Below are 22,665 nucleotides of genomic sequence, written 5' to 3' on the forward strand. Positions count from 1 at the left end.
TAAAAGAAGCTGGAGGAAACCTTGGTGGAACCGAACGAAACCCCGGAGCGGGAAAAGGATCCCGGCGCTATTGCCGAGGCCGGCATGCTCGGGCGCTGGATCGACAGGGGCGGCTTGCTGTTTGCCATCGGCATCGTTGCTTCGATGCTGATCCTCATCAACGAAGTGCTTTTGCGCTACGTCTTCAACGCCCCCACAATCTGGGCGCACGAGACCACCATCTTCCTGTGCGGCGCCGCCTTTCTCTATGGCGGGCTCTACTGCACCGCGCGCGACCGCCACATCAGGGTCGTGCTGATCTACGACACGTTGCCGCCACCTCTGCGGCGTGTCCTTGACGTCATCATCTCGCTCATCTGCATGGTGGCCAGCACCTTTTTTGCCTATGCCAGCTGGCTGATGGTTCAAAAGGCGGCCTTTCGGCCCGATGGCAGCTTCCGTCTGGAACGCTCCGGCAGTGCCTGGGACCCTGTCTTCCCGGGCCTGATCAAGGTTTTCCTTCTGGTTATCATGGCGGTGATGGCCGTCCAGTTCCTCATTCTTGCCTATAACTATGCCAGGGGGCGCAAGTGACAGAGTTCTTCGGCTCTCTTCAAGGGCTCGGCATCGAGACCGGCACGCTGCTCATGTTCGCGATGCTGCTGGTGCTGCTGGTCTCCGGCATCCCGCTTGCCTTCGTCACCCTGCTGGTTGCGCTGATCTTCGCGCTCGGCTGGTTCGGACCCATGGTCGTGCCGCTGATCACCAGCCGGGTCTACTCCTTCGTCGGTTCCTTCGTTTTCGTCTCCGTGCCGATGTTCGTTCTGATGGCGGCAATCCTTGACCGATCAGGCATCGCCAGAGATCTGTTCGACGCCATGAAGCTGCTGGGCGGACGCCTGCGCGGCGGGGTAGCTATCCAGACCATCGTCGTGGCGGTGATCCTGGCGGCCATGAGCGGCATCATCGGCGGCGAAGTCGTGCTGCTCGGCCTTGTTGCGCTGCCTCAGATGCTGCGCCTCGGCTACGACAAGCACCTGGCCATCGGCGTCGTGTGCGCAGGCGGTGCGCTCGGCACCATGGTACCGCCCTCCATCGTACTCATCATCTACGGCCTTACCGCCAATGTCTCGGTCGGCGATCTCTTCACCGCCGCCTTTCTGCCGGGTCTGATGCTGGCTGGTTTTTATGTCGCCTACGTCCTGATCCGGGCCTACCTCAATCCGGCCATCGCACCGGTACAGGACGATGAACCTGTGCCGATGGCGGAAAAACTCCGCCTCCTGAAGGGGCTGATCCTGCCGCTTACCGTCGTTGCCGGCGTGCTTGGCTCCATTTACGGCGGCATCGCGAGTGTCACCGAGGCATCGGCGGTCGGCGTTGCCGGGGTGCTGTTGTCGACGGTTGTTCGGGGGGAATTTACACTCGAGCTTCTGAAAGGTGCTGCCCTGCAAACGCTTCAGACCGTCGGCATGATCGTGTGGATCGGCATCGGTGCAAGTGCTCTGGTCGGAGTGTTCAACCTGATGGGCGGCATCAAGTTCGTCTCGGCCCTCATATCCGGCATCTCCGACAATCCGACCATCATCCTGCTGTTCATGATGCTGATCCTGTTCGTGCTCGGCATGTTCCTGGACTGGGTCGGGATCGCTCTGCTGACGATGCCGATCTTCGTGCCGATCATCAAGGATCTCGGCTACGATCCGGTTTGGTTTGGCGTTCTGTTCTGCATGAACATGCAGGTGTCGTTCCTGTCACCGCCGTTCGGGCCTGCCGCCTTCTATCTCAAGAGCGTGGCCCCACCGGGTATAACGCTGGCAACGATCTTCCGCTCGCTGCTGCCGTTCATCGCCCTGCAGATACTCGCCGTAGGTATCCTGCTGTTCTTCCCGGCCATCACCGGGCGGTAAGGCAAAAACGAAAACCGCCCGTGGACATACGGGCGGTTTCTTTTTTCGCGATGCCTCTGCTCGCCAATCCGGCCAAGCGCAGCGTGAGCCGGGATCGGAGAGGCACTGGTCTTTCGGTTTTGAAGATACCCGGTCACCTGCCCCAACTGGCGCGAACCGGGTCTCCAATCCCGGATCTCAGCTGCGCTGTATCCGGGATGACTGCGTTTGGGTGAAAGCCAGCCCAAAGCCTGCTTTCCAGTGTTGTCACTCGCCCGGCTGTTGACCGATCGTCCTTGCCGCGTCCAGTTCCTTGTGGAGGCGCTCTTCTTCCTGAACGGCCGGTGTGATGAACCGTCCGAGCAGGAGATAGGCAACCGGCGTGAGGAACAGGGTCGAGACAGTCGCAAGGCCCAGACCTCCGACAATGACAAACCCCAGGGCAATTCGCGCTTCTGCCCCTGCCCCGCTTGCCATGATCAGCGGCACGCCGCCGACAATGGTACAGATCATGGTCATCATCACCGGTCTCAGGCGGATGTTCGAGGCATTCTCGATCGCTTCACGCAGTCCCTGCCCGCGATCCCGCAGCTGGTTGGCAAATTCCACGATCAGGATGCCGTTCTTCGCCATGATGCCCACAAGCAGCACGAGGCCGATCTGGGAATAGACGTTGAGTGTCGTCCCGGTCAGCAGCATGGCGAAGACAGCGCAGGCCAGGCCAAGCGGAACCGTCGCCATGATGATGAGTGCACTGATGAAGCTCTCGAACTGGGCCGCCAGCACCAGCAGGATGATGATGATCGCAAAGCCGAAGGTGCGCGCCATGGAGGATGACTGTTCACCCAGCGTTGCCGTTTCCGCCAGCGGCACGATACGAGCACCGGGCGGCAGCAACGGTTCGGCGATCTTCAGCGCTTCCTCATAGGCATTGCCGAGGGCGAAGTCGTCCGCAAGACCTGCCGTAACAGCTACGGAGCGCAGCTGCTGTTCCCTGGCAAGAGAAGGCGGCACGGCCTTTTCCACCAGGCTGGCAATGGTCGACACGGGTACGAAGCGGCCATCACCTGTCTTGATGAAGATGTTCTCCATATCCGTCGGATCGTTGATCGGATTGGACGTGGAAACGAATTTCACGTCATAGGCCTGATCGTTGATGAAAACCTGCCCGATCTTGCGACCGTCCAGCATGGCCTGCATGGCCGTGCCCAGTCCGTTAATGTCGATGCCAAGGTCGGAGGCGCGTTCGCGATCGATGGAAACCGAAAGCTGCGGCTGGGTGGCCTCGGTGGACAGGCGCACCTGCCGGAACCTTGGATCCTGCTCCATCGCCGAGATGATCTTGTCCGCCGTTGCGCCGAGCGTCGCATAGTCGTTGCTGCCGGCGACGGCAAACTGAAGGCCGGACCCGGCACCGCGAATGCCGAGGCTGTTAGGCTGGAAGGCGAAGGCCCGCACACCCGGTACATCGCGCACAAGCGCACTGACTTCGGACAGGATCTGCTGCTGCGACCGCTCGCGCTGGTCCCACGGCGCCAGACGCATGACGATGAAGCCGCTGTTCTTGGAACCGCCTGTTCCCGCAATCGAGAAGGTGCTGTTGATCTCGCCGCTTTCCCGGTAAGGCTCCAGCAGGTTTTCGATCTGGCGCATCTGCTGAGACAGGTAATCAAGGCTCACGCCCTGAGGCGCGGAAATGCGCATGAAGGCAATCGAGCGGTCTTCAGTCGGCGTCAGTTCCGACTTGATGGTGGGAAACAGGACACCCGCGGTGGCTGCAAACAGCAGCGAAATAGCCACAACCACCATCGGCACATCAAGGCATGCATGCAGGCAGCGCCGGTAGAGAGCGCTCAACATCCGACCCAGACCGCCGGCACCGCCCCCGTGATCATCGGCCTTGCCGGCCGGTTTGCTCTTGAGAATGCGCGAGGCCAGCATGGGACACAGCGACAGCGCCACGATGGAGGACAGGAACACCGCGATGGCGAGTACGAAGCCGAATTCGCGGAACAGCCCGCCGGTCTGCCCCGGCAGGAAGGAGAGCGGTACAAACACGGCAATCAGTGTCGCCGTTGTCGCCAGCACCGCGAAGAAGACCTCTTCGGCACCCAGAACCGCCGCAGCGCGTGGTCCGATGCCTTCGTTTCGCCTGCGCACGATGTTTTCCAGCACCACGATGGCATCGTCGACCACAAGGCCTGTTGCCAGAACCAGCGCCAGAAGCGTCAGGATGTTGATGGAGAACCCGGCAAGATAGATCGCCGCAAGTGTGCCGATCAGCGCCACCGGCAGGGACACGCCCGGAATGATGGTTGCCCGCCAGTCCCACAGGAAAATGAAGATGATCAGCAGAACGATGCTGACCGAGATGGCAAGGGCAATCTCGACTTCATGAATGGCGCCATTGATGAAGGTGGCGTCATCGCTGGTGACCTCGATGGTCATGCCTTCAGGCAGGTTCTCCTGGATACGGTCGACCGCGGAGCGAACGCCTTCCGAAATCTCGAGCGTGTTCGACTGGGCCGAGCGAATGACGCCAAGTCCGATGCCCGACTTGCCGTTGGCGCGCAGCTGTGTCTGGCCCAGATCCGGGCCAAGTGTCACCGTCACGAAATCGCGGAGCCTTGCGCGGCGATTGATGATGACGCTTTCGAATTCTTCAGGCGTATCAATGGAAGCCGTGGCGCGGACGATCAGATCCTGGTTCTGACTGGTCAGCGAGCCTGCCGGCGTATCGAAGGCCATGGAGGACAGGGCATTTGCCACATCCGCGATGGTCAGATTGAGGCTGGCCATCTTGGCCTGGTCGATGTCGATCCGGAAAATCTTGTCGCGGTCACCGTAGACCTGGACGTCCGCGACACCCGGAACAGCGGCAAGGACGTCGGAAATCTCGTCTTCCACCAGCACCGTCATGTCCTCGACCGACATGCGGTCGGAAGTCAGACCCAGGCGCAGTACCGGCTGGGCGTTGGCATCAGCCTTGATGATACGGGAAGGCTCGGCGTCCTCGGGCAGATCGTTGGTGATGCGCCCGAGCGCATCGCGCATGTCGGAAGCGGCAACGTCCAGATCGACATCATCGGAAAATTCCACGGTCACACGGCTTCGACCGAAGGAGGACGATGAAGAGATAGACTTCACGCCGGAGACACGTGCCACGGCGCCTTCGATGACACCGGTCACTTCACGGTCGATGGTTTCGGCAGCTGCGGCCGGATAATCGGTGCTGACGGTGATGACCGGGCGGTCGACGTCGGGCAGTTCGCGCACTTCGATGCCGAAAATTGCCGCGATCCCCGCTACCACGATCAGCATGTTGATCACGAAGGCAAGAACCGGACGCCGCACGAACAGGCCAGTGATGCCAAGTTCCTTCAAACGGTCCATCTGCATGGCAATCTCTCCAAGACCTTCAGGTCAATTCTCAGGAACCGCTTTGGCTGGAAGCAGTTGTCGCCGGAGTGTCCGATGCCGGAGCCTGCTTGCGGTCAGCAACCGTCACGTCGGCCCCGTTGCGAACCAGATGAATGCCTTCGGTCACGACTTCGTCGTTAACCGTCAACTCCGCGTCGACCAGCACGCTGTCGGTGTTGCGCTGGATAATGCTGACCGGGACACGAACGCCCTTGCCTTCACGCACGGCCCAGACGAAGGCACCGTCGGAACCCCATTGCACGGCCAGCGGATCAACCGCCGGATATTTGTCGCCGGGAAACTTCATCGAGACCTGGAACGACATGCCGGCTCTCAACTTGTCGGCCTTGTTCGGAAAACGGGCACGAACCTGAAGTGTGCGGCTGTCGATATCGATGCGGTTGTCGACGGCACTGATGACACCCTCGAAGGTTTCACCCGGGCGGGCGACCGACGTGGCGGTGATCGGAGATCCCACTGCGATAGCGGAGGCGAACCGCTCCGGAACCCAGAAATCGACAAGAATTTCGCTGCGGTCGTCAATGGTAGCGATGACGGTCTGCGAGGAAACGTAATTGCCTGCGGTAATGGGAAGAATGCCGACCACGCCGGCAATCGGAGTTTCGATGGAGCGGCGGGAGAGCGCCAGTTCGGCTTCGCGAAGTTGCAGCCGCGCATTGTCTACCGAGAGTTCCGCGTCTGTCACCTGAACAGCCGTAGCCGTATTGGTTTTCCGCAGCACCTGCATGCGCTGAAGCCGGGCCTCGGCATCCTTCAGAGCATTTGCGGCTCTCTCGACGGCGATCTGCTCGGCGTCCAGATCCAGTTTGGCAATGGCATCTCCTGCCTTCACGGTGGCACCGGACTTGACCAGAACCTCGGTCATGCGGCCGCTTGTATAAGGCGTCACGGCAACAGACTGCAGTGCCGTGCTGGTACCGATCGCCGAAAGACGGTCATTGATCGTGATTTCGACGACCGGCGTTGCAACGACGGCACCTTGCGGCCCACCCCGGCCACGCCGTGGTTGATCGCCTCCGCTTGGCGCTGCATCGGCGACGACAAAATCCAGCCAGTCGATCCCCCAGGCGGACAGGTGCGCGCCGGCCCCCGGATAATAACGAACCCAGAGCCCAGCCGCCACGATGACAACCAGGAGGGTGAGAACGAGCTGTTTCCAAATTGACAATTGGAACTCCGATCAGAACTTGCCGGCACTGCCGAAAACGGTTGTTTCCTGAAACCAGTTATCTACGGCAATTCCCGTATGCCAACAATCGATAAGGTGTACCAATTTGTAAGCGAAACGACACACTTTCACGCCAATGAGTTGTTCCATCTTTGCAAATTCTACCTATGATATAGAAACTGACTGCCGGAACCGCCGTGAGAACGTCTTCTGGCCGGGATTTCTATCCAGATAGCGTAGTGATTGCCCGAAACCAGTGCCGAGCGTCCGGTACCGGTTCTCTTTCAGGATGGCAGGATCTGTCCCTATGCGGCTTCGTCAACGCGGCGCAGGGATGCTTGCCGGGTCAGGATCTGGCGGCGGGCAAACGCAGCGATGAAAACGGCTGTCAAAATGAGGACGATGGTGGGGGCCGGTGCGCTGTCGAGGAAGAAGCTGGCATAGGTGCCTGCGACCATTGACACCATGCAGACCAGCACCGACACGTAAAGCATCGACTTGAAGGTGCGGACCAACAGGAATGCGATTGCCCCCGGTGCAATGAGCAAGGCAACCGCCAGGATAAGGCCCGCAGCAGAAAGCGTTGCCACGATCGTCAGCGACAGTGCCGCCAGAAGGCCGTAGTGCAACAGCTTAACCGGCAAACCAGAGGCCTGAGCCTGGGCCGGATCGAAACTGTGCAACAGAAGGTCTTTCCACTTCAGCACCAGCCCACCGCCGACAACAAGGGCAATAACGCCTGCGGTTACAAGCTCGTGCTGCTCCACACCCAGCATGTTGCCGAACAGTATATGGTCCAGATGAGCGTTTGTCCGGATCGAGACGTAAAGCACGATGCCGACACCGAACATGCCAGAAAACACGACCCCCATCACGGTATCCTGCTTCACCCGGCTGTTGCCTGACAGATAACCCGTCAGCACGGCACAGACCATGCCGGCGGCAAAAGCGCCGACGATCAATGGTATGCCAAAGATGTAAGCCAGTACGATGCCAGGTAGAACTGCGTGGCTGACAGCATCCCCCATCAGGGCCCAACCCTTGATCACCAGGAAGCTCGACAAGAGAGCCGTCGGGATGGACACGATCACGCAAATCAGAAACGCGTTCTGCATGAAGGGGAACTCGAACGGCAGAAGCAGTGTCTCGAGGTCCATCAAGCCTGATCTCCCGCTTCTGATTTCGCAACGTCCGCAGCGTATCCCCGGCGCAGGGCTTCCGCCGACTTGCGCCTGGCGGCCAGAAGGCCGTGCTTTGGCGCCAGAACGAATGTGAACAGGAAGATCAGGGTCTGCAAGGTGACGATGATACCGCCTGTGGCTCCGTCCAGAAAGTAGCTGATATAGGCCCCGGCAAAGCTGGTCAGCGTGCCGATCGCGATGGAGGTCAGGATCAGGCGCGGGAAGCGGTCGCACAAGAGGTAGGCTGTCGCACCGGGCGTGACCACCATTGCAATAACGAGAAAGGCCCCGACCGTCTGCATGGCCGCAACCACGGAAGCGGACAGAAGCACGAAGAAGATTGCCTTGAGGAGACCGGGCCTCAGACCGATTGTGCGGGCATGGCTTTCGTCAAAGAAAGTGACCATCAGATCCTTCCACTTGAGCGTCAGGATCGCCAGCGACACAAAGCCGATGATGGCCAGTTGCAGGGTATCTTCCGGCGTGATGGCCAGAATGTTGCCCATGGTGATCGTCTGGACCGAGACCGACATGGGGCTGATGGAAACGATGAAGAGACCAAGGCCGAAGAAGGACGTGAAGATGAGGCCGATGATGACGTCGACCTTCAGGCCCGAACGTTCGGACAGGAACAGCATGGCCCCGGCTGCAAGTCCGCCTGCCAGAAAGGCCCCAAGGGAAAACGGCAGGCCCAGGATATAGGCACCGGCCACCCCCGGCACGACCGAATGAGACAGGGCATCGCCGATCAGCGACCAGCCTTTCAACATCAGGTAGGACGACAGAAACGCGCAAACCCCGCCGACAAGTGCGGAAACCCACATGGCGTTGGTCATGTAGCCGTATTGAAAGGGTTCGAGAAGATAGGCGAAACTGAAAAGCTCCATCAGTCGCGCGCCTCTCTTGTCTGCACTTCGTCGCCGTATTGAACGAACGGGCGCTCGTCGTCGGTCAGGATCGTCACCGTACGCTGATCGCCATCGGTGTGCAGGGTCTGATCGGAAATGGTGAAATGGCGCAGCACCCCGCCAAAGGCCTTCTCCAGGTTCTGACGGGTGAAGGTTGTCGCGGTTGGCCCGTAGTCGAGCACCGTTCCCTTGACCAGCACCGTCCTGTCGCAGAATTCGGGAACGGAACCGAGGTTATGGGTGGAGACAAGCATCACCCTGCCCTCGGCCTGTAACTCCCGCAGCAAAGCCACGATCTGTTCCTCGGTTTTCACGTCGACACCGGTGAACGGTTCGTCCAGCAGGATCACCTGGCCGTCCTGGGCAAGAGCGCGGGCGAGAAAGACGCGCTTGCGCTGACCGCCGGAAAGCTCGCCAATCTGCCGATGCCGGAAATCCTGCATGTTCACGCGGGTCAGTGCCTGGTCGACCGCGGCATGGTCCGCTGGTTTTGGTCGGCGCAAAAACCCCATGTGGCCATAACGGCCCATCATCACCACGTCCTCCACCAGAACGGGGAATGACCAGTCGACTTCCTCCGATTGGGGAACGTAGGCGACGAGGTTCTTCTTGAGGGCTTCCCGGACGGTCATATCCAGGATCCGGATGCGCCCCTTGGCTGTGGGCACGAACCCCATGATGGCCTTGAACAGCGTCGACTTGCCCGCGCCATTGACGCCGACCAGAGCCGTGACGGTGCCGCGCGGGATCGAGAAGCTGGCGTTCCAGAGTGCCGTATGTCCGTTCCGGTAGGTAACCGTAACGTCTTCCGCGGCAATTCCGCCATCGTCCCTGACGTTGGGCATATCCATAACCGGGTCCTTGATGACATTCAGCATGCAGGCTTTCCAGTACAATCCGAAGTTACTGTGACACAATCAAGGGCAGCATCGGGTCATGCTGCCCGGCAGTCTTTATTACGGGCCATCACTGTGAATTGGATTTCAGCCCCTCGACCACCGTGCTCGAGGTGACCTTCAGCAAATCCAGGTAGGTGGGCACCTTGCCGTCCGCCTCGCTCAGGGAATCGACATAAAGGTCGCCGCCATATCTCGCGCCGGTCTCCCGGGCCACCTGCTTGGCAGGCGAAGTGTTGACCGTGCTCTCGCAGAAGACGACCGGGATGTCGTGCTCTCGCACCCCGTCAATCACCGAACGGACCTGCTGCGGCGTGCCGACCTGATCGGCGTTAATCGGCCAGAGGTACAGCTCCTTCATGCCGAAATCACGAGCGAGATAGCTGAACGCACCTTCACAGGTCACCAGCCAGCGCTTGTCTTCCGGGATATCGGCAACGGCCTGGCGCAGCGGCTCTATGGTTTCGCGCAGCTTTGCCTTGTAGGCATCCGCATTGCCGGCATAGACCTCCGCATTCTCCGGGTCGTATTGGGCAAATGCCTTGGAGATGTTGTCGATATAGATCAGCGCGTTGTCCAGGCCCATCCACGCATGCGGGTTCGGCTTTCCTTCATAAGAACCCGACGCGATCGAGATCGGTTCGATCCCGTCTGTAAGGGTTACGGAGGGGATATCGCCTAGGTTGGACAGAAACTGCTCGAACCACCGCTCAAGGTTCATGCCGTTCCACAGGATCAGGTCCGCGTCGGATGCCCGCACGATGTCCTGCGGTGTCGGCTCATAACCGTGGATTTCGGCACCCGGCTTGGTGATCGACACCACGTCGGCGGTCTCCCCGGCAACATTCTGCGCAATGTCGGCAAGAACGGTGAATGTGGTCACCACTTTCATTTTGTCCTGTGCGGAAGCGCCGTTTACCGGTCCGGCTGCAAGTGCCGCAAGAGAGACCGTCAGAAGCAGTTTTTTCAACATCACCATATCCCGGTTCGAACATTATTTCTGCAAGTGATATTGCAACTCATTCGCAACTGTCAAGCTTGTTGCGAATGAGTTGCAATATCATTCTTGTCTTCATGTGCCTTCGCCGGGCGAACCACCTCAGGAAGAACGCGGCGTCACCGGGCAAGCCCAACCTTGTTCCTGCATTAAGGTTGAAGCGTGTCATGCCGATGTATCAATCGAATAAAAAGCACCCCACCGGATCGGAGTCCGGTGGGGTGCCGAAGTGTTGCCTTTCCCGTTTGCCGTCAAGCTGCTGCAACGCGGGCCAGGAAGGTTTCAATTCCCTGCTTCAGAGCGTTGCTGCGGTTGCTCAGGTCTCCTGAAGCAGCCAGAACATCCCCCGATGCTTCCTTGGTATCGCCAACCGCCCGGGCGAGGCTGGACATATTGGTCTGAACAGCCTGCGTACTCTGGGCTGCCCGCTGCACATTGCCGGAAATCTCGTTGGTGGCCGCGCCCTGCTGGGTAACGGCTGCCGAGATTCCCTGAGTGTAACCGTTGACCTCTTCCATCGTGTCGGAAATTGCCCCGATGGCCGCGACGGCTTCACTGGTGGAGTTCTGAATGGTCTGGATCTGGGACGAGATTTCTTCGGTTGCCTTCGAAGTCTGTGTCGCCAGTTCCTTGACCTCGGCGGCCACAACGGCAAAGCCCTTGCCTGCCTCGCCTGCACGAGCCGCTTCGATAGTGGCGTTCAACGCCAGAAGATTGGTCTGTTCGGCAATCGCCTGGATCAGGCTGACCACTTCGCCAATCTTCGAGGCTGCTTCCGCCAGTCCTTGCACCTTGCCATTGGTCTCGTGTACCGCGCTCGTCGCCGACGTGACGATGTCGGAAGACCGGCGTACCTGTTCCCCGATTTCGGCGATGGATGCCGACAGTTCCTCGGCCGCACCGGCAACGTTTTCAACGCTCATGCTGGCGTCTTCACTGACCCTGGAAGTATCGCCTGCCTGTTCCGCACTGCTTTCCGCGATGCCGCCTAGTGCCGAAGCTGTGTTGGACATGCCGGCGGCCGTTTCGTCCAGCGCACCAAGAAGTCCCTGGATTTCACCTCGGAAGTTCTGGATCAGATCTTCGATGTCCTGCTGACGCGCATTCTGGGCCTCGCGATGGGCATTCGCTTCGATTTCCAGGCGAATCCGTTCGCGGGCGTTTTCCTGAAACACCTGAACGGTGCGGCTCATGTCTCCGATTTCGTCCCGCTGATCAGTCGAGGGAATGGTGGCGTCGATATCCCCCTCCGCGAGGCGGCCCATGGCTTCGGTCAAGGCCCGTGTCGGGCGCGTGATCACGAGAGAAAGAACAAAGGCCAGCAATCCACCGGCTGCAACGGCGACGACGAGTGCGACCGCGATCAGCCCAAGCGCGGTATCGGCCCGAGCATAAGCTCCCGCGGACTGAGCCTCCGTGAGTGCCGTGATGACACTGCGAACCTTGCCGGACAGTGCAACAAGCTCTGTCCGTCTGACATCGAACGCATCCTTCGCAGCGACCATGGCGGCGAATTCGGCCTCATAAGTGCCAACCTCTGCCTCGATCGACGCAATGGCATCCGCGATTTCCGGGAAAGCGGCACTGTCCGCCTTCAGCAGATTGGCGAGGTAGCGCAGCGTTTCGATACGGTTGAGAACCTCTTCTGCACCAATTGTATCGAAGCCGGCAAAATACTCCATTGTCGCAGAGCGAATATCCAGGGACGCGTTCTGGTACTTGTTCACGTTCACATTGACGAGATCGACGATACCGAGTTTCGACGTTGCCTTGCCGGCAATCGACTTGGCGTCATCGGTTGCCGCATAAACCGTCTTGCGCAAGGCAGAGGCCTGAGTGTGGAGTTTTTCCAGTCCCGCTACGAGATCCGCAGCAACGGCAGCCGACACTGGTGCCGGCCGAGCACCGTCCGCTTCCGGCTTCGGCAGTTTTTCACCGAGCGCTGCCGCCATGTCCGCCAATTCCTTGACCTTTGCCGGGTCTACGCCGTCCACCTTCAGCTTTCCAGCCTTCGCTGCTGTCTTTGCCAGGGTCTGCGTGCCCTCCACAATGGCTGCCACCGTTTCAGGCGGAAGATCGGCACCTTCACTCACCTCGGCGATCCTGCCTTCCAGACCGGCGACGAGGTCTTCCATATCCGACAACATGCGCCCGACCTTGTCAGCCCGGTTGCGTGTGCCTGATGCGGTCTTGGCGGCGCCGCCCGCATCACGCTGGATCTTGCTCATCTTGTCGTTAATCTGGGCAGCGATGGTTGCCAGATTGACAGCGGACCGCAGCAACTTGTCGACCTGAGCCTGCCTGTTCTCGACAGCCTGCACGACACCATCAAACTCGCCACCAAGCTGACCTACCAGCGAGATGGCCTCTGCGGTGGCCGTTTCGCCCTCTCCAGGCCCCGAGACGCCATCGAGCGTGACCAGCGCAGTTTCCAATTGTTCAATCTGAAACCGGGCCGCGTCAGCCAGCTCCGGTGTGCGATCCGAGAGATAGGCTTCCTGCGCTTGTGCGACCTGCTGAAGGTTTGCCATTGCGGTTGTTGCCTTCGCACTGACATCCGACTGTGTTCTGAGGCCGAGAATAGCGACCGCGCCCACGGCACCGACCGCGGCGGCGACCAGAATCATGGCTGCAAAGCCACCGCCTACTTTCGCAGAAAGGCGCACATTCTTTAAAGGTGTAAGTAACCTGGACATTGTTTCCCCCGCACTTTCTGCGATTGAAGGTGTGGGCAGATAAACAATTGGTGAAAAATTTCGGGTTCGACTTTTGTTAGCCGTCACGAATTAAATCGGGCGTTTTTTAGTCTTTATCGACAAGGCGATACTGGACATTTTTCTGAAAATTATTTTTGCCCAAAATAATTCCGATTACCTGCATTGCTATCAGGTGAAACTGAAATTCTACCGAGGGTGTGATTGGGCGAATCTCCCACACCCTCGTCAAAAGCCTCAATGCCTACGGCAACAGCACCTGCGCGACGCCATGTTCGACCTATTGTTTGGCGGCCTCAAGCAGCTTTTCGAGCACCTGCCGCTCACCGATCTGGTTTGCCATCAACAGAATCAGCCGGGCATTGAACGCATCGCTTTCGGCCTTTGTGAGGCCTTCATGGGCGGTCAGCAGGTCAGCATAAAACCCGTCGGGCGTTTCAAGGTTCGGTTTGGTGACAATCTCCGCCATTAGGCCTCTCCGCCTTTCCCGAGTGCAATTGCAAGTGCGTTTTCGACCGCAGTGGGGTCATAGCCTGTCCAGCGCGACGCCACATGCTGGTCTGGCCGGATAAGATAGACAGCCGAAGGCTCGTCACCCAGATAGCGGGCCTTTAGCTCCTGACCGGCTGCGGAAGTCGCAATGCTGACACCGGTAATTTCGATACCGTCGATCAGAAGCTTCTCGGGTACTTCGGCGCCGATGCCAAGCAGATGGAAGCCGCTGCCAAGCCAGTCCAGCAGCCAGCCGTCTGCCAGAGGCGCATCCACAGCCGGGCTTCCCGGTCTTGTGCGCGCGGGCAGGTCTTCCACATCCGGTCCATTGAGCTTCGAACCGTCATAGACGCAAGGAACGGACAGCCTCCCGGAATTGACCAGAGGCCGGGCAAAGGCGTGATGTTCGGAAAGGTCCAGCACCGCATCACGGAAAATACGGCTGATTTCCGATTTGGGAGTAATGAAGTCGGTTGAACGCGAGCTTTGAAGGATATTCTCGTCCGCTGCCATTTCGCGCTCAAAAGCATAGCTGTCCAGAAGGCTTTCCGGAGCCTTGCCGTCAATGACCAGCTTCAGTTTCCAGCCGAGATTGTCGGCATCCTGGAACCCGGAGTTGGCACCACGCGCACCGAAAGGCGACACCTGGTGAGCACTGTCGCCAGCAAAGATCACCCGGCCATGGCGGAACTTTTCCATGCGGCGGCACTGGAATGTGTAGATCGACACCCACTCCAGATCGAATTCGACATCCGCGCCCAGCATCTGCTTGAGCCGGGGAATGACGTTTTCCGGTTTCTTTTCTTCTTCCTTGTCGATGTCCCAGCCAAGCTGAAGATCGATGCGCCAGACCCCGTCCGGCTGCTTGTGCAAAAGAGCCGACTGGTCCTTGTTGAAGGGCGGATCGAACCAGAACCAGCGTTCGGTCGGGAAATCCGCCTTCATGATGACGTCGGCAATCAGGAAGTTGTCTTCAAACACCCGGCCGACGAAATCGAGATCGAGCATCCGGCGGGACGGCGAACCAGCCCCGTCGCAGGCAATCAGCCACTCCGCTTCCAGATTGTAGGCACCATCGACCGTTTCAACGGTCACCAGCGTGTGGTCGTCCCGCTGGTTGAGGTTCGCAACCCGGCTGCCACCGCGGATTTCCACCGGCTTGCCTTCCACCTGCAGAGCGCGAATGCGCTCGACCAGATGAAGTTCACAATAATATTGCTGCAGGTTGATGAAGGCCGGGCGCTTGTGCCCCTGCTCCGGAAGCAGGTTGAAATCGTAGACCTGCCGGTCACCGAAAAACACCTTGCCGACGTTCCAGACGACGCCCTTGTCGACCATCTCGTCGCCACAGCCCAGCCGGTCGAAGATTTCCAGCGAGCGCTTGGAAAAGCAGATTGCCCGTGAGCCCACGCTAACCTTGTCGTTGTCATCGAGAACGACGACCGGCACATCCGCCTGAGCCAGATCGATAGCCGTGGCGAGGCCCACCGGTCCGGCTCCAATGATCACCACCGGATGGCGAACGGGTGTCGCTGCATCCTGATCCTGGGACCGCTTGTACGGATAAAGCGGCGCTTCAAACAACTTGGTCACAGGCGTTTCTCCCAATTGCCGAGGCGTACCGGCATCGTGAACCGGTTCGCCTTTGCCTGTTTCGCGGAACCCGCAGGGGGGCTTGCGCGTTTTCGTTAGACAATCCCCCAAGAAGGAGGTGTGACATGCCAGTCCTGACACGTCAGAACATGTTGACATCCGGCCGACGCTGGACATTCCGGTTGATTGCCGGACTGATGTCCGCGGTCGCCCTTGCGCTTCTCATCGCCGCTCCCGCCACCGTCCTTGCCGACAATTGGAGCATGGTCGGCATCGCCATCGTGGTGAGCGAGATCATAGTTCTTGCAGGTGGCCTCACCTGGCTCGCCCTGCTGATCCTTGCACCGAAGCGCTAGCCAGTTTCCCAGAAACGTTGCGCCGACGGGTGGCGATCGAACTCCAAAAAGAACTCGTCAAGTTGAGGCGGCGCAACACTGGTGCCTGCCAGCATGGCATGCACCTGCCCCCGGTGATGGATCTGGTGCTGAAAGAGATGCAGCAACGTGTTGGCGATCGTCTCGTGAAAGACACCGCTCTTGCCCCGGTCCTGAGCGACATTCCGGTCCAGGTCTCCTTCCACCATCCGGTCGCAGAATGCGATCAGAGCCTGGTCGGCACTCTTCTGGGCCGGTTTCAGTTCTGCTGCAGAGGCAAGATGCTGCGTGTCGAATACCGACAGCCCCTGCCCCTCTTCCTTCAAGGCATCCAGATAGTAACGGTCCACTTCCCAATTGTGGTTGAGTGTTTCCCGGATCGAGGGGAAGAACCCGGATCTTTCCGCATCGAACTCCGCCTGCGACAACCGGCAACAGGCGTCGTAAAGACGTTCGTTCGCGTAGGCGTTGTTGCGGGCCATCAGGCGGAGGTGGTCCAGGACAGTGTTCATGGGTCAGCCCTGCAGATCCGCCCACATCTTGGCGTCGCGTTCCGCCGTCCAGATGCGCGGCGTGTCGATGCCGAGAGCCTCGTCATAGGCCCGGGCAACGTTGAACGGCAGGCAGTGTTCGTAGATGGCGTAATCCTTGAACTTCGGATCGCATTCGGCACGGCAGGCGTCCCAGGCTTCTTTCAGCGATCCGCCACCCTGGGCGACCCGGGCCACCGGCCGATAGGTCGAGGAGACGAAATCGGCGGTGTTGGTCAGCGCCTTGCCCACCATCTCCTTGCCGACCAGCGCATCGCCGCGGCCAGGCGCGATTGCCTCCACATCGAAGGAACGGATCGCTTCCAACGTTGTCGGCCAGTCGTTGAAATGGCCGTCGCCGCAATAGCAGGCCGAGTGGTATTCGACGATGTCGCCGGTGAACATGACGTTCGCGTCCGGCACGTGGATAACGATATCTCCGGCCGTGTGGGCGCGACCAAGGAAGCTGAGGTCGACCCGGCGCTTGCCGAGATAGACAGTCATGCGGTCGTTGAAGGTGGTGGTCGGCCAGGTCAGAGGCGGAATGTCGTTGACGTTTTCATAGCCCATGAACAGACGCGGGAAGCGCATGAATTCGGATTCCCTGTCTTCCGCGCCCCGTTCCGCGACCATCGAACGGGCCTTCTGGCTCATGATCACGGTCGGTGCCCGATAGGCGGCAGCGCCCAGCACGCGAACGGCATGGTAATGCGTCAACACAAGGTGGCTGATCGGCTTGTCGGTGACGGACCGCACCTTCTCAATGACCTTGTTGGCGAGTTCGGGGGTCGCCTGCGCCTCGACGATCATGACGCTGTCGTCGCCGATGATGACGCCGGTGTTCGGGTCACCTTCAGCGGTAAAGGCCCAGAGATCCTTGCCGATCTCGGTGAAGGAGATCTTCTTCTCGGTCATGTCCCCGGCGGATGCGAATTGCTTGCTCATTCAGAGGCTCCGTGTTTGCCTTCGTCCCATGCGGGCATCGCCTTTTTGGCGACGGCAGCCGGATGGGCTTCCATTGTGGTTGCCATGGTGTCATTCCACCGGTTGAGGTAGCCAAAGAGCGCGATCGAAGCGACGATCTCTACAATCTCGGCGTCGTTGAAATGCGGCTTGAGCGCCGCAAAATGAGCTTCGGTCACGTCGTTCGGAACACCGGCAGCCTCGCGGGCCAGCACCAGTGCCGCTTTTTCGGCCTCCGTAAAGAGCGGCGAAGTCTCGCATTCCCATACGGCGGCAATCTTTTCGTCCGGTACATCGTAGACGTGGCTCAGATTGGCCATGTGGCCCTGGCAATAGCGGCAGCCGGTCGCCATGGACGTCATGAGTGCGACCATCATCTTCAGGTCTTCCGGCACCGTGCCTTCATAAAGGATGGCCTGGTTCAGTTCCATGAACGCCTTGGCGATATTCGGCCGGCGCGCCATGGTGAGGATCGAGTTCGGCAGAAAGCCGCGGATTTCATCGTAACGCGCGAATTTTTCCTCGAACTGAGGCAGATCCGCCCGGTCAAGCGGGTCGACGTGAGGCATTGCCCTCTCCCTGAAATATTATGGCGGCGGAAGGGCTCAACCCAACGCTGCGCTCTTGTCTTTCTTCTGGATGGAAAATCGCACCCCCGAGCCCCTCCCCACAAGGCGGAGGGGCTACTTGCCGAAAATGGTGTCGAGATCCCGGAAGGCCTGATCACTACCCTTCGTATTTCTCCACGGTCTGCTCGATGGCCCCGAAGATCGAATGGCCTTCGGTGTCGAGCATCTCGATGCGGACAGTGTCTCCGAACTTCAGGAAAGGCGTCTTGGCTTCGCCCGTGTTGATCGTTTCGATCATCCGGATCTCGGCAACGCAGGAATAACCGACGCCACCGTCTGCCACCGGCTTGCCCGGACCACCGTCCAGCTTGTTGGAGACCGTGCCCGAACCGATGATCGTGCCGGCACTGAGCGGCCGGGTCTTTGCCGCATGGGCAATGAGCTGGCCGAAATCGAAGGTCATGTCGATGCCCGCGTTTGCGCGGCCGAACGGCTGACCGTTGAGGTCGACATGCAGCGGCAGGTGAAGCTTGCCGCCCTTCCAGGCATCGCCGAGCGCATCCGGCGTGACGGCAACCGGCGAAAAGGCGGAAGACGGCTTGGACTGGAAGAAGCCGAAGCCCTTGCCGAGTTCTGCCGGGATCAGGCCACGCAGGGAAACGTCGTTGACCAGAAGCACAAGAAGGATGTGATCGCGCGCGGCTTCCGCGCTGACACCCATCGGTACATCGCCGGTGACGACAGCAATTTCGCCTTCCATATCGATGCCCCAGGCCTCATCGCGCATGGAGATCGGATCACGCGGGGCGAGGAATGTGTCGGAGCCGCCCTGATACATCAGCGGGTCCGTCCAGAAGCTTTCCGGCATCTTCGCACCGCGCGCCTTGCGCACCAGTTCGACATGGTTGACGTAGGCCGAACCATCCGCCCACTGGTAGGCACGCGGCAGCGGCGAATGAGCATCGTGTTCATGGAAACGCAGCGTCGGTACGGCTTCGTGAGACAGGCTCTCGGCCAGCAGTTCCAGCTTCGGCGCCACATGTTCCCAGTCATCGAGCGCTGCCTGCAAAGTCGGCGCGATGTGACTTGCGTCGGTGCAGAAGGTCAGGCGGTCGTTGACCACCACCAGCTTGCCGTCGCGGCTGCCATCCTTGAGCGTTGCCAGTTTCATCGGGTTTTCAGCTCCTAATGTTCGCCAGACCGTGGTGCCCGGCGATGTTTCTCCCGGGAAGCCGCCAGCGGCTTCCTGCCTTTGTTCTTGTCCGCCCCCCGGCGAGACGCCGGAGGTTCAGGGTAACCTACCGGTGCGGATCAATCTGCCGTTTGCGGTTGGTCAAATCCTGGATGATTTGGCTATTTGTTCCAGGTCCCTTCGGGCGTGCCATCGAATTTTTTGCCCAGCGAGTCCCAGCAGTCAATGTAATCGTCCTGCAGCGGAGCATCCTTGGCGGCGAATTCCGTGAGGTGCTGCGGGAAACGGGTCTCGAACATGAAGGACATTGTGTTGTCGAGCTTTTCCGGCTTCAGGTCGGCATTCGAAGCGCCTTCGAAGGCATTGTTGTCCGGCCCATGCGGCAGCATCATGTTGTGCAGGCTCATGCCACCGGGAATGAAGCCCTGCGGCTTGGCATCGTACTGGCCGTAGATGTTGCCCATCAGCTCCGACATGATGTTCTTGTGATACCAGGGGGGCCGGAAGGTATCTTCCATCACCATCCAGCGCTCGCGGAACAGCACGAAGTCGATGTTGGCGGTGCCCGGAACGCCGGACGGAGCGGTAAGCACCGTGAAGATCGACGGATCGGGATGATCGAACAGGATCGACCCGATCGGGCAATAGTTCCTGAGGTCATATTTGCAGGGCGCATAGTTGCCGTGCCAGGCAACAACGTCGAGAGGCGAGTGACCGATTTTTGTTTCGTGGAACTGGCCGCACCATTTCACCGTCACCGTCGACGGGGCATCGCGATCCTCGTAGTGCGCGACAGGCGTCTTGAAGTCTCGGCGGTTTGCCATGCAATTGGCCCCGATCGGCCCCCTGCCCGGCAGTTCGAATTTCTGGCCGTAGTTCTCGCAGACGAACCCGCGCGCCGGACCTTCCACCAGCTCGACCCGGTAAACGAGGCCGCGCGGAAGGATTGCGATTTCCTTCGGCTCCAGCTCGATCACGCCCAGCTCGGTGCAAAACCTGAGGACACCTTCCTGCGGAACCACCAGCAATTCGCTGTCGGCGGAGTAGAAATATTCGTCCTCCATCGACTTGGTGATCAGGTAGATGTGGCTGGCCATGCCAACCTGTGTGTTGACGTCGCCGGCTGTCGTCATGGTGCGCATGCCGGTCAGCCAGTTGAGGCCTTCATCCGTGTGTGGCACCGGGTCCCAGCGGTACTGGCCGAGCGAAACCACGTCGTCGCAGACATTCGGAGCCGATTTCCAGTAAGGCAGGTCGATCTTCCTGAACCGGCTGGTGTGCTTGACTGACGGGCGGATGCGATAGCACCAGGTCCGCTCGTTCTGATGGCTTGGCGCGGTAAAGGCGGTGCCGGACAACTGCTCGCCATATAGGCCGTAGGCACATTTCTGCGGGCTGTTCATGCCCTGCGGCAGAGCGCCTGGCAGAGCCTCGGTTTCAAAATCGTTGCCGAAGCCCGGCATATATTCCAGATCCGCCGTGTTACGGCCGTTTCCAGCTAGATTTTGATTGCTGTCGGTTCTCTGATCCATGACGTCCTCCCGGTTCGGAGATGAATTTAGTTGCATATGTAACCATTTTGATCCCCGGGATCAAGCGGCATGTCGATGCTTTTGCGAACGCGCCGGATTTTCTCCTGCCGCAATGCAAAAAAGCCGCAGAACGTAAGCTTTGCTTTACGTGCGTCTCCTAGGGTTCCCGCAGTCTCACCGTTGGAGCTTTTCATGTCTCTTAGAAATCGAATCTTTTTCGCCTCGAGCGGCGTGTTCCTGGTTGGATTCCTGACGCTTATTCTTGCCGTCACCTTCATGACCCAGGCCACGTCGCAAAAATCGGGTGAAGATCTCATCCGCAAGACTGCCGAGGCACTTGCTCTGGATGCCGGCAAGACACTGGCACAGGCACAGCTTGCGGCCCGCGCTGCGGCCGATGCCCTGGAGGGAATGCAGCAAGCCGGCGTTAGCGATCGCAACGCCTATGCAGCCGTGATGCAGCACCAGATCAGCCAGAACAAACATTTTGTCGGCGGCGGTGCGATCCTGGAACCGGACATGGCCGGCAATGACGCGGACAATGCAGGCGCCAACTTCTCCGACGACAAGGGACGCTTCATTCCGTATTTCTATAACGACGGTACAAAAGTCGCCTGGGAACCGCTCCTGTTCGGTGGCGATAGCGGCTCTGAAGAGTGGTACGACAAGCCGAAGAACCTGGGCCACGACACGGTCACCGAGCCCTATCTCTACCCGGTCAATAATGTCGACGTGCTGATGGCGACAGCCTCCTCGCCGATCAAGGATGCTTCCGGACGCGGCATCGGTGGCGCCACCATCGACGTGTCGCTGGAAGGCCTGCAGAAGGCGGTGAGCGCCGGCCAGACCTATGAAAGCGGCTATGTCGGCCTTCTCAGCGAAACCGGTGTTTGGGTGTCCCATCCGGACGCAGCCCTCCTCGGCCAGAAGGCCGATGCGGCAATGGTCGGCAAGATCCAGTCGATCAAGAATGAAGCTGCCTTCACGACCGAAAACGGTACCGTGGAAGCCATCAAGGGCTTCGAACTGGACGGCACCGGCCAGCACTGGTTCATTGTTGTCGCCGTTGACGAGAGCGAACTTCTGGCAAGCGCCAATTCCACCATGCAGATGAGCCTGCTGCTCGCCCTCGGCCTGCTGGTAGCCGGCACGTTCCTGATGTGGATGCTTGGTTCCACAATTGCCGGACCGGTGCAGATGCTGACCGCTCGTATGCGCAAGCTTGCCGAAGGCGATGTCGATACGCCGGTGGCCTATCTCGACCGCAAGGACGAAATCGGCCAGATGGCCGGTGCGCTGGAAATCTTCGTTGAAAACGAAACCGAACGGCGGTCGCTGCAGAACGACACCGAGCAGGCCCAATACAGCCAGCTGGAGCGCCAGAAGACTGTCGAAGCCCTGATCGAAACTTTCGAGCGCGACGTCCACGCCGTTCTCGACCAGGTCAGCGGCAACAGCAAGCGCATGGAGCAGACCGCGGCGTCTCTCGATGCGATCGCGCGCGACACTTCCGCCAAGGTTTCTTCGGTTGCCGGATCTTCCGAAGTTGCACAGAGCAGCGTCCAGACAGTGGCCTCCGCCGCTGAAGAGCTGTCCGCCTCGATTTCCGAAATCGGTCGCCAGATCGGCCAGACGAAGGAAGTCGTCACGAGCGCTACCCGTGCCGCCAACGATTCCAACGACAAGGTCGGAAGCCTCGACAGCGCCGCGCAGAAGATCGGTGAAGTGGTCAGCCTCATCCAGGCGATCGCAGAACAGACCAACTTGCTGGCGCTGAACGCCACCATCGAAGCCGCTCGCGCCGGAGAAGCCGGCAAGGGCTTTGCGGTGGTTGCCGCGGAAGTGAAGGAACTGGCCACGCAAACCGCCAAGGCGACGGAAGAAATCTCCACGCAGGTCACCGGTATCCAGTCCTCGACACGCAATGCCGTCGGCTCGATCCAGGAAATCGCCAGCACAATGGAAGAGGTCAACCAGTTCACGGCAGCCATTGCCGCGGCGATCTCGCAGCAGGGTGATGCCACCAACGAGATCAGCCACAATGTCCAGCAGGCAGCCAGCTGCACCAGCGACATGAGCAACAGCGTTGGCGACGTGATGCAGGCAGCCGAGGAAACCAGCAGCTCGGCAGCCGACGTCCTGTCGGTCTCCCAGTCGGTTTCCGAACATGCCCAAGGCTTGCAGGCCACCATTGCAGACTTCCTGAGCCGCGTTCGCGCTGCTTAAGTCAGGCACATAACCTCACGA

The 22,665-nt window shown here is 59.7% G+C and carries 18 protein-coding genes; 4 read left to right on the plus strand and 14 right to left on the minus strand.

Going from position 1 to position 22,665, the window contains the following annotated elements; all coding sequences use genetic code 11:
• The first annotated feature begins 24 nt into the window (after positions 1-24).
• Entirely contained in the window at positions 25-573 is a 549-nt protein-coding gene (locus tag B0E33_RS03455; RefSeq protein WP_208997753.1) for a TRAP transporter small permease subunit, read from the plus strand.
• Positions 574-626: 53 nt separating this feature from the next.
• Positions 627-1,889 carry a TRAP transporter large permease gene (locus B0E33_RS03460; protein WP_051990172.1) on the plus strand — a complete coding sequence of 421 codons (1,263 nt, stop codon included), beginning with the start codon at positions 627-629 and terminating at the stop codon, positions 1,887-1,889.
• Positions 1,890-2,135: 246 nt separating this feature from the next.
• Here the strand turns inward: B0E33_RS03460 and B0E33_RS03465 are convergent, their stop codons facing one another.
• From B0E33_RS03465 to B0E33_RS03505, 9 genes are all read right to left on the minus strand, one after another.
• Positions 2,136-5,267, minus strand: a complete 3,132-nt coding sequence (locus B0E33_RS03465) for an efflux RND transporter permease subunit (protein ID WP_077290437.1) — start codon at positions 5,265-5,267, stop codon at positions 2,136-2,138.
• 31 nt (positions 5,268-5,298) lie between these two features.
• A complete protein-coding gene (locus tag B0E33_RS03470) occupies positions 5,299-6,477 on the minus strand; it encodes an efflux RND transporter periplasmic adaptor subunit (protein WP_075284163.1) in 1,179 nt (392 codons plus the stop codon).
• Positions 6,478-6,782: 305 nt separating this feature from the next.
• Complete coding sequence (locus B0E33_RS03475; protein WP_077290438.1) at positions 6,783-7,634, minus strand: metal ABC transporter permease; 852 nt, start codon at positions 7,632-7,634, stop codon at positions 6,783-6,785.
• The gene (locus B0E33_RS03480) at positions 7,634-8,545 is read right to left on the minus strand and encodes a metal ABC transporter permease (RefSeq protein WP_077290439.1); all 912 of its coding nucleotides are present in this window, start codon (positions 8,543-8,545) and stop codon (positions 7,634-7,636) included. Before B0E33_RS03480 ends, B0E33_RS03475 begins: the two co-directional genes overlap by 1 nt.
• Positions 8,545-9,411 carry a manganese/iron ABC transporter ATP-binding protein gene (locus B0E33_RS03485; RefSeq protein ID WP_162493109.1) on the minus strand — a complete coding sequence of 289 codons (867 nt, stop codon included), beginning with the start codon at positions 9,409-9,411 and terminating at the stop codon, positions 8,545-8,547. Before B0E33_RS03485 ends, B0E33_RS03480 begins: the two co-directional genes overlap by 1 nt.
• A 121-nt stretch (positions 9,412-9,532) precedes the next feature.
• Complete coding sequence (locus tag B0E33_RS03490) at positions 9,533-10,441, minus strand: metal ABC transporter substrate-binding protein (protein ID WP_228148054.1); 909 nt, start codon at positions 10,439-10,441, stop codon at positions 9,533-9,535.
• A 269-nt stretch (positions 10,442-10,710) separates the two neighbouring features.
• A complete protein-coding gene (locus B0E33_RS03495) occupies positions 10,711-13,155 on the minus strand; it encodes a methyl-accepting chemotaxis protein (protein WP_077290440.1) in 2,445 nt (814 codons plus the stop codon).
• Between the two features lie 298 nt (positions 13,156-13,453).
• Positions 13,454-13,642: a DUF2783 domain-containing protein gene (locus B0E33_RS03500; protein WP_055658586.1), complete on the minus strand. Its 189-nt coding sequence runs from the start codon at positions 13,640-13,642 to the stop codon at positions 13,454-13,456.
• Positions 13,642-15,258 (minus strand): FAD-dependent oxidoreductase, encoded by a 1,617-nt coding sequence (locus B0E33_RS03505; protein ID WP_062489550.1) that lies wholly within the window; start codon positions 15,256-15,258, stop codon positions 13,642-13,644. Before B0E33_RS03505 ends, B0E33_RS03500 begins: the two co-directional genes overlap by 1 nt.
• Positions 15,259-15,383: 125 nt before the next feature.
• Between B0E33_RS03505 and B0E33_RS03510 the strand changes: the two genes are divergently transcribed.
• The gene (locus B0E33_RS03510) at positions 15,384-15,614 is read left to right on the plus strand and encodes a hypothetical protein (protein ID WP_023000078.1); all 231 of its coding nucleotides are present in this window, start codon (positions 15,384-15,386) and stop codon (positions 15,612-15,614) included.
• On the opposite strand, the gene B0E33_RS03515 is transcribed toward B0E33_RS03510, so the two are convergent.
• The 5 genes from B0E33_RS03515 to hmgA form a co-directional block, all read right to left on the minus strand.
• Complete coding sequence (locus B0E33_RS03515; protein WP_077290441.1) at positions 15,611-16,144, minus strand: DinB family protein; 534 nt, start codon at positions 16,142-16,144, stop codon at positions 15,611-15,613. The two genes, B0E33_RS03510 and B0E33_RS03515, sit on opposite strands and share 4 nt — an antisense overlap.
• A 3-nt stretch (positions 16,145-16,147) precedes the next feature.
• Positions 16,148-17,107 carry an MBL fold metallo-hydrolase gene (locus B0E33_RS03520; protein ID WP_077290442.1) on the minus strand — a complete coding sequence of 320 codons (960 nt, stop codon included), beginning with the start codon at positions 17,105-17,107 and terminating at the stop codon, positions 16,148-16,150.
• Complete coding sequence (locus B0E33_RS03525; protein ID WP_023000075.1) at positions 17,104-17,694, minus strand: carboxymuconolactone decarboxylase family protein; 591 nt, start codon at positions 17,692-17,694, stop codon at positions 17,104-17,106. The genes B0E33_RS03520 and B0E33_RS03525 overlap by 4 nt, the downstream gene beginning before the upstream one ends.
• A gap of 157 nt (positions 17,695-17,851) precedes the next feature.
• Positions 17,852-18,865, minus strand: a complete 1,014-nt coding sequence (locus B0E33_RS03530) for a fumarylacetoacetate hydrolase family protein (protein ID WP_077290443.1) — start codon at positions 18,863-18,865, stop codon at positions 17,852-17,854.
• A gap of 182 nt (positions 18,866-19,047) precedes the next feature.
• Positions 19,048-20,418, minus strand: coding sequence for a homogentisate 1,2-dioxygenase (hmgA, locus tag B0E33_RS03535; RefSeq protein ID WP_023000073.1), 1,371 nt, complete (start codon positions 20,416-20,418; stop codon positions 19,048-19,050).
• A gap of 192 nt (positions 20,419-20,610) precedes the next feature.
• Between hmgA and B0E33_RS03540 the strand changes: the two genes are divergently transcribed.
• Positions 20,611-22,644, plus strand: a complete 2,034-nt coding sequence (locus B0E33_RS03540; protein WP_167579485.1) for a methyl-accepting chemotaxis protein — start codon at positions 20,611-20,613, stop codon at positions 22,642-22,644.
• Positions 22,645-22,665 lie beyond the last annotated feature (21 nt).

The organism is Roseibium algicola (genome assembly GCF_001999245.1).
Classification (GTDB): Bacteria; Pseudomonadota; Alphaproteobacteria; order Rhizobiales; family Stappiaceae; genus Roseibium; species Roseibium algicola.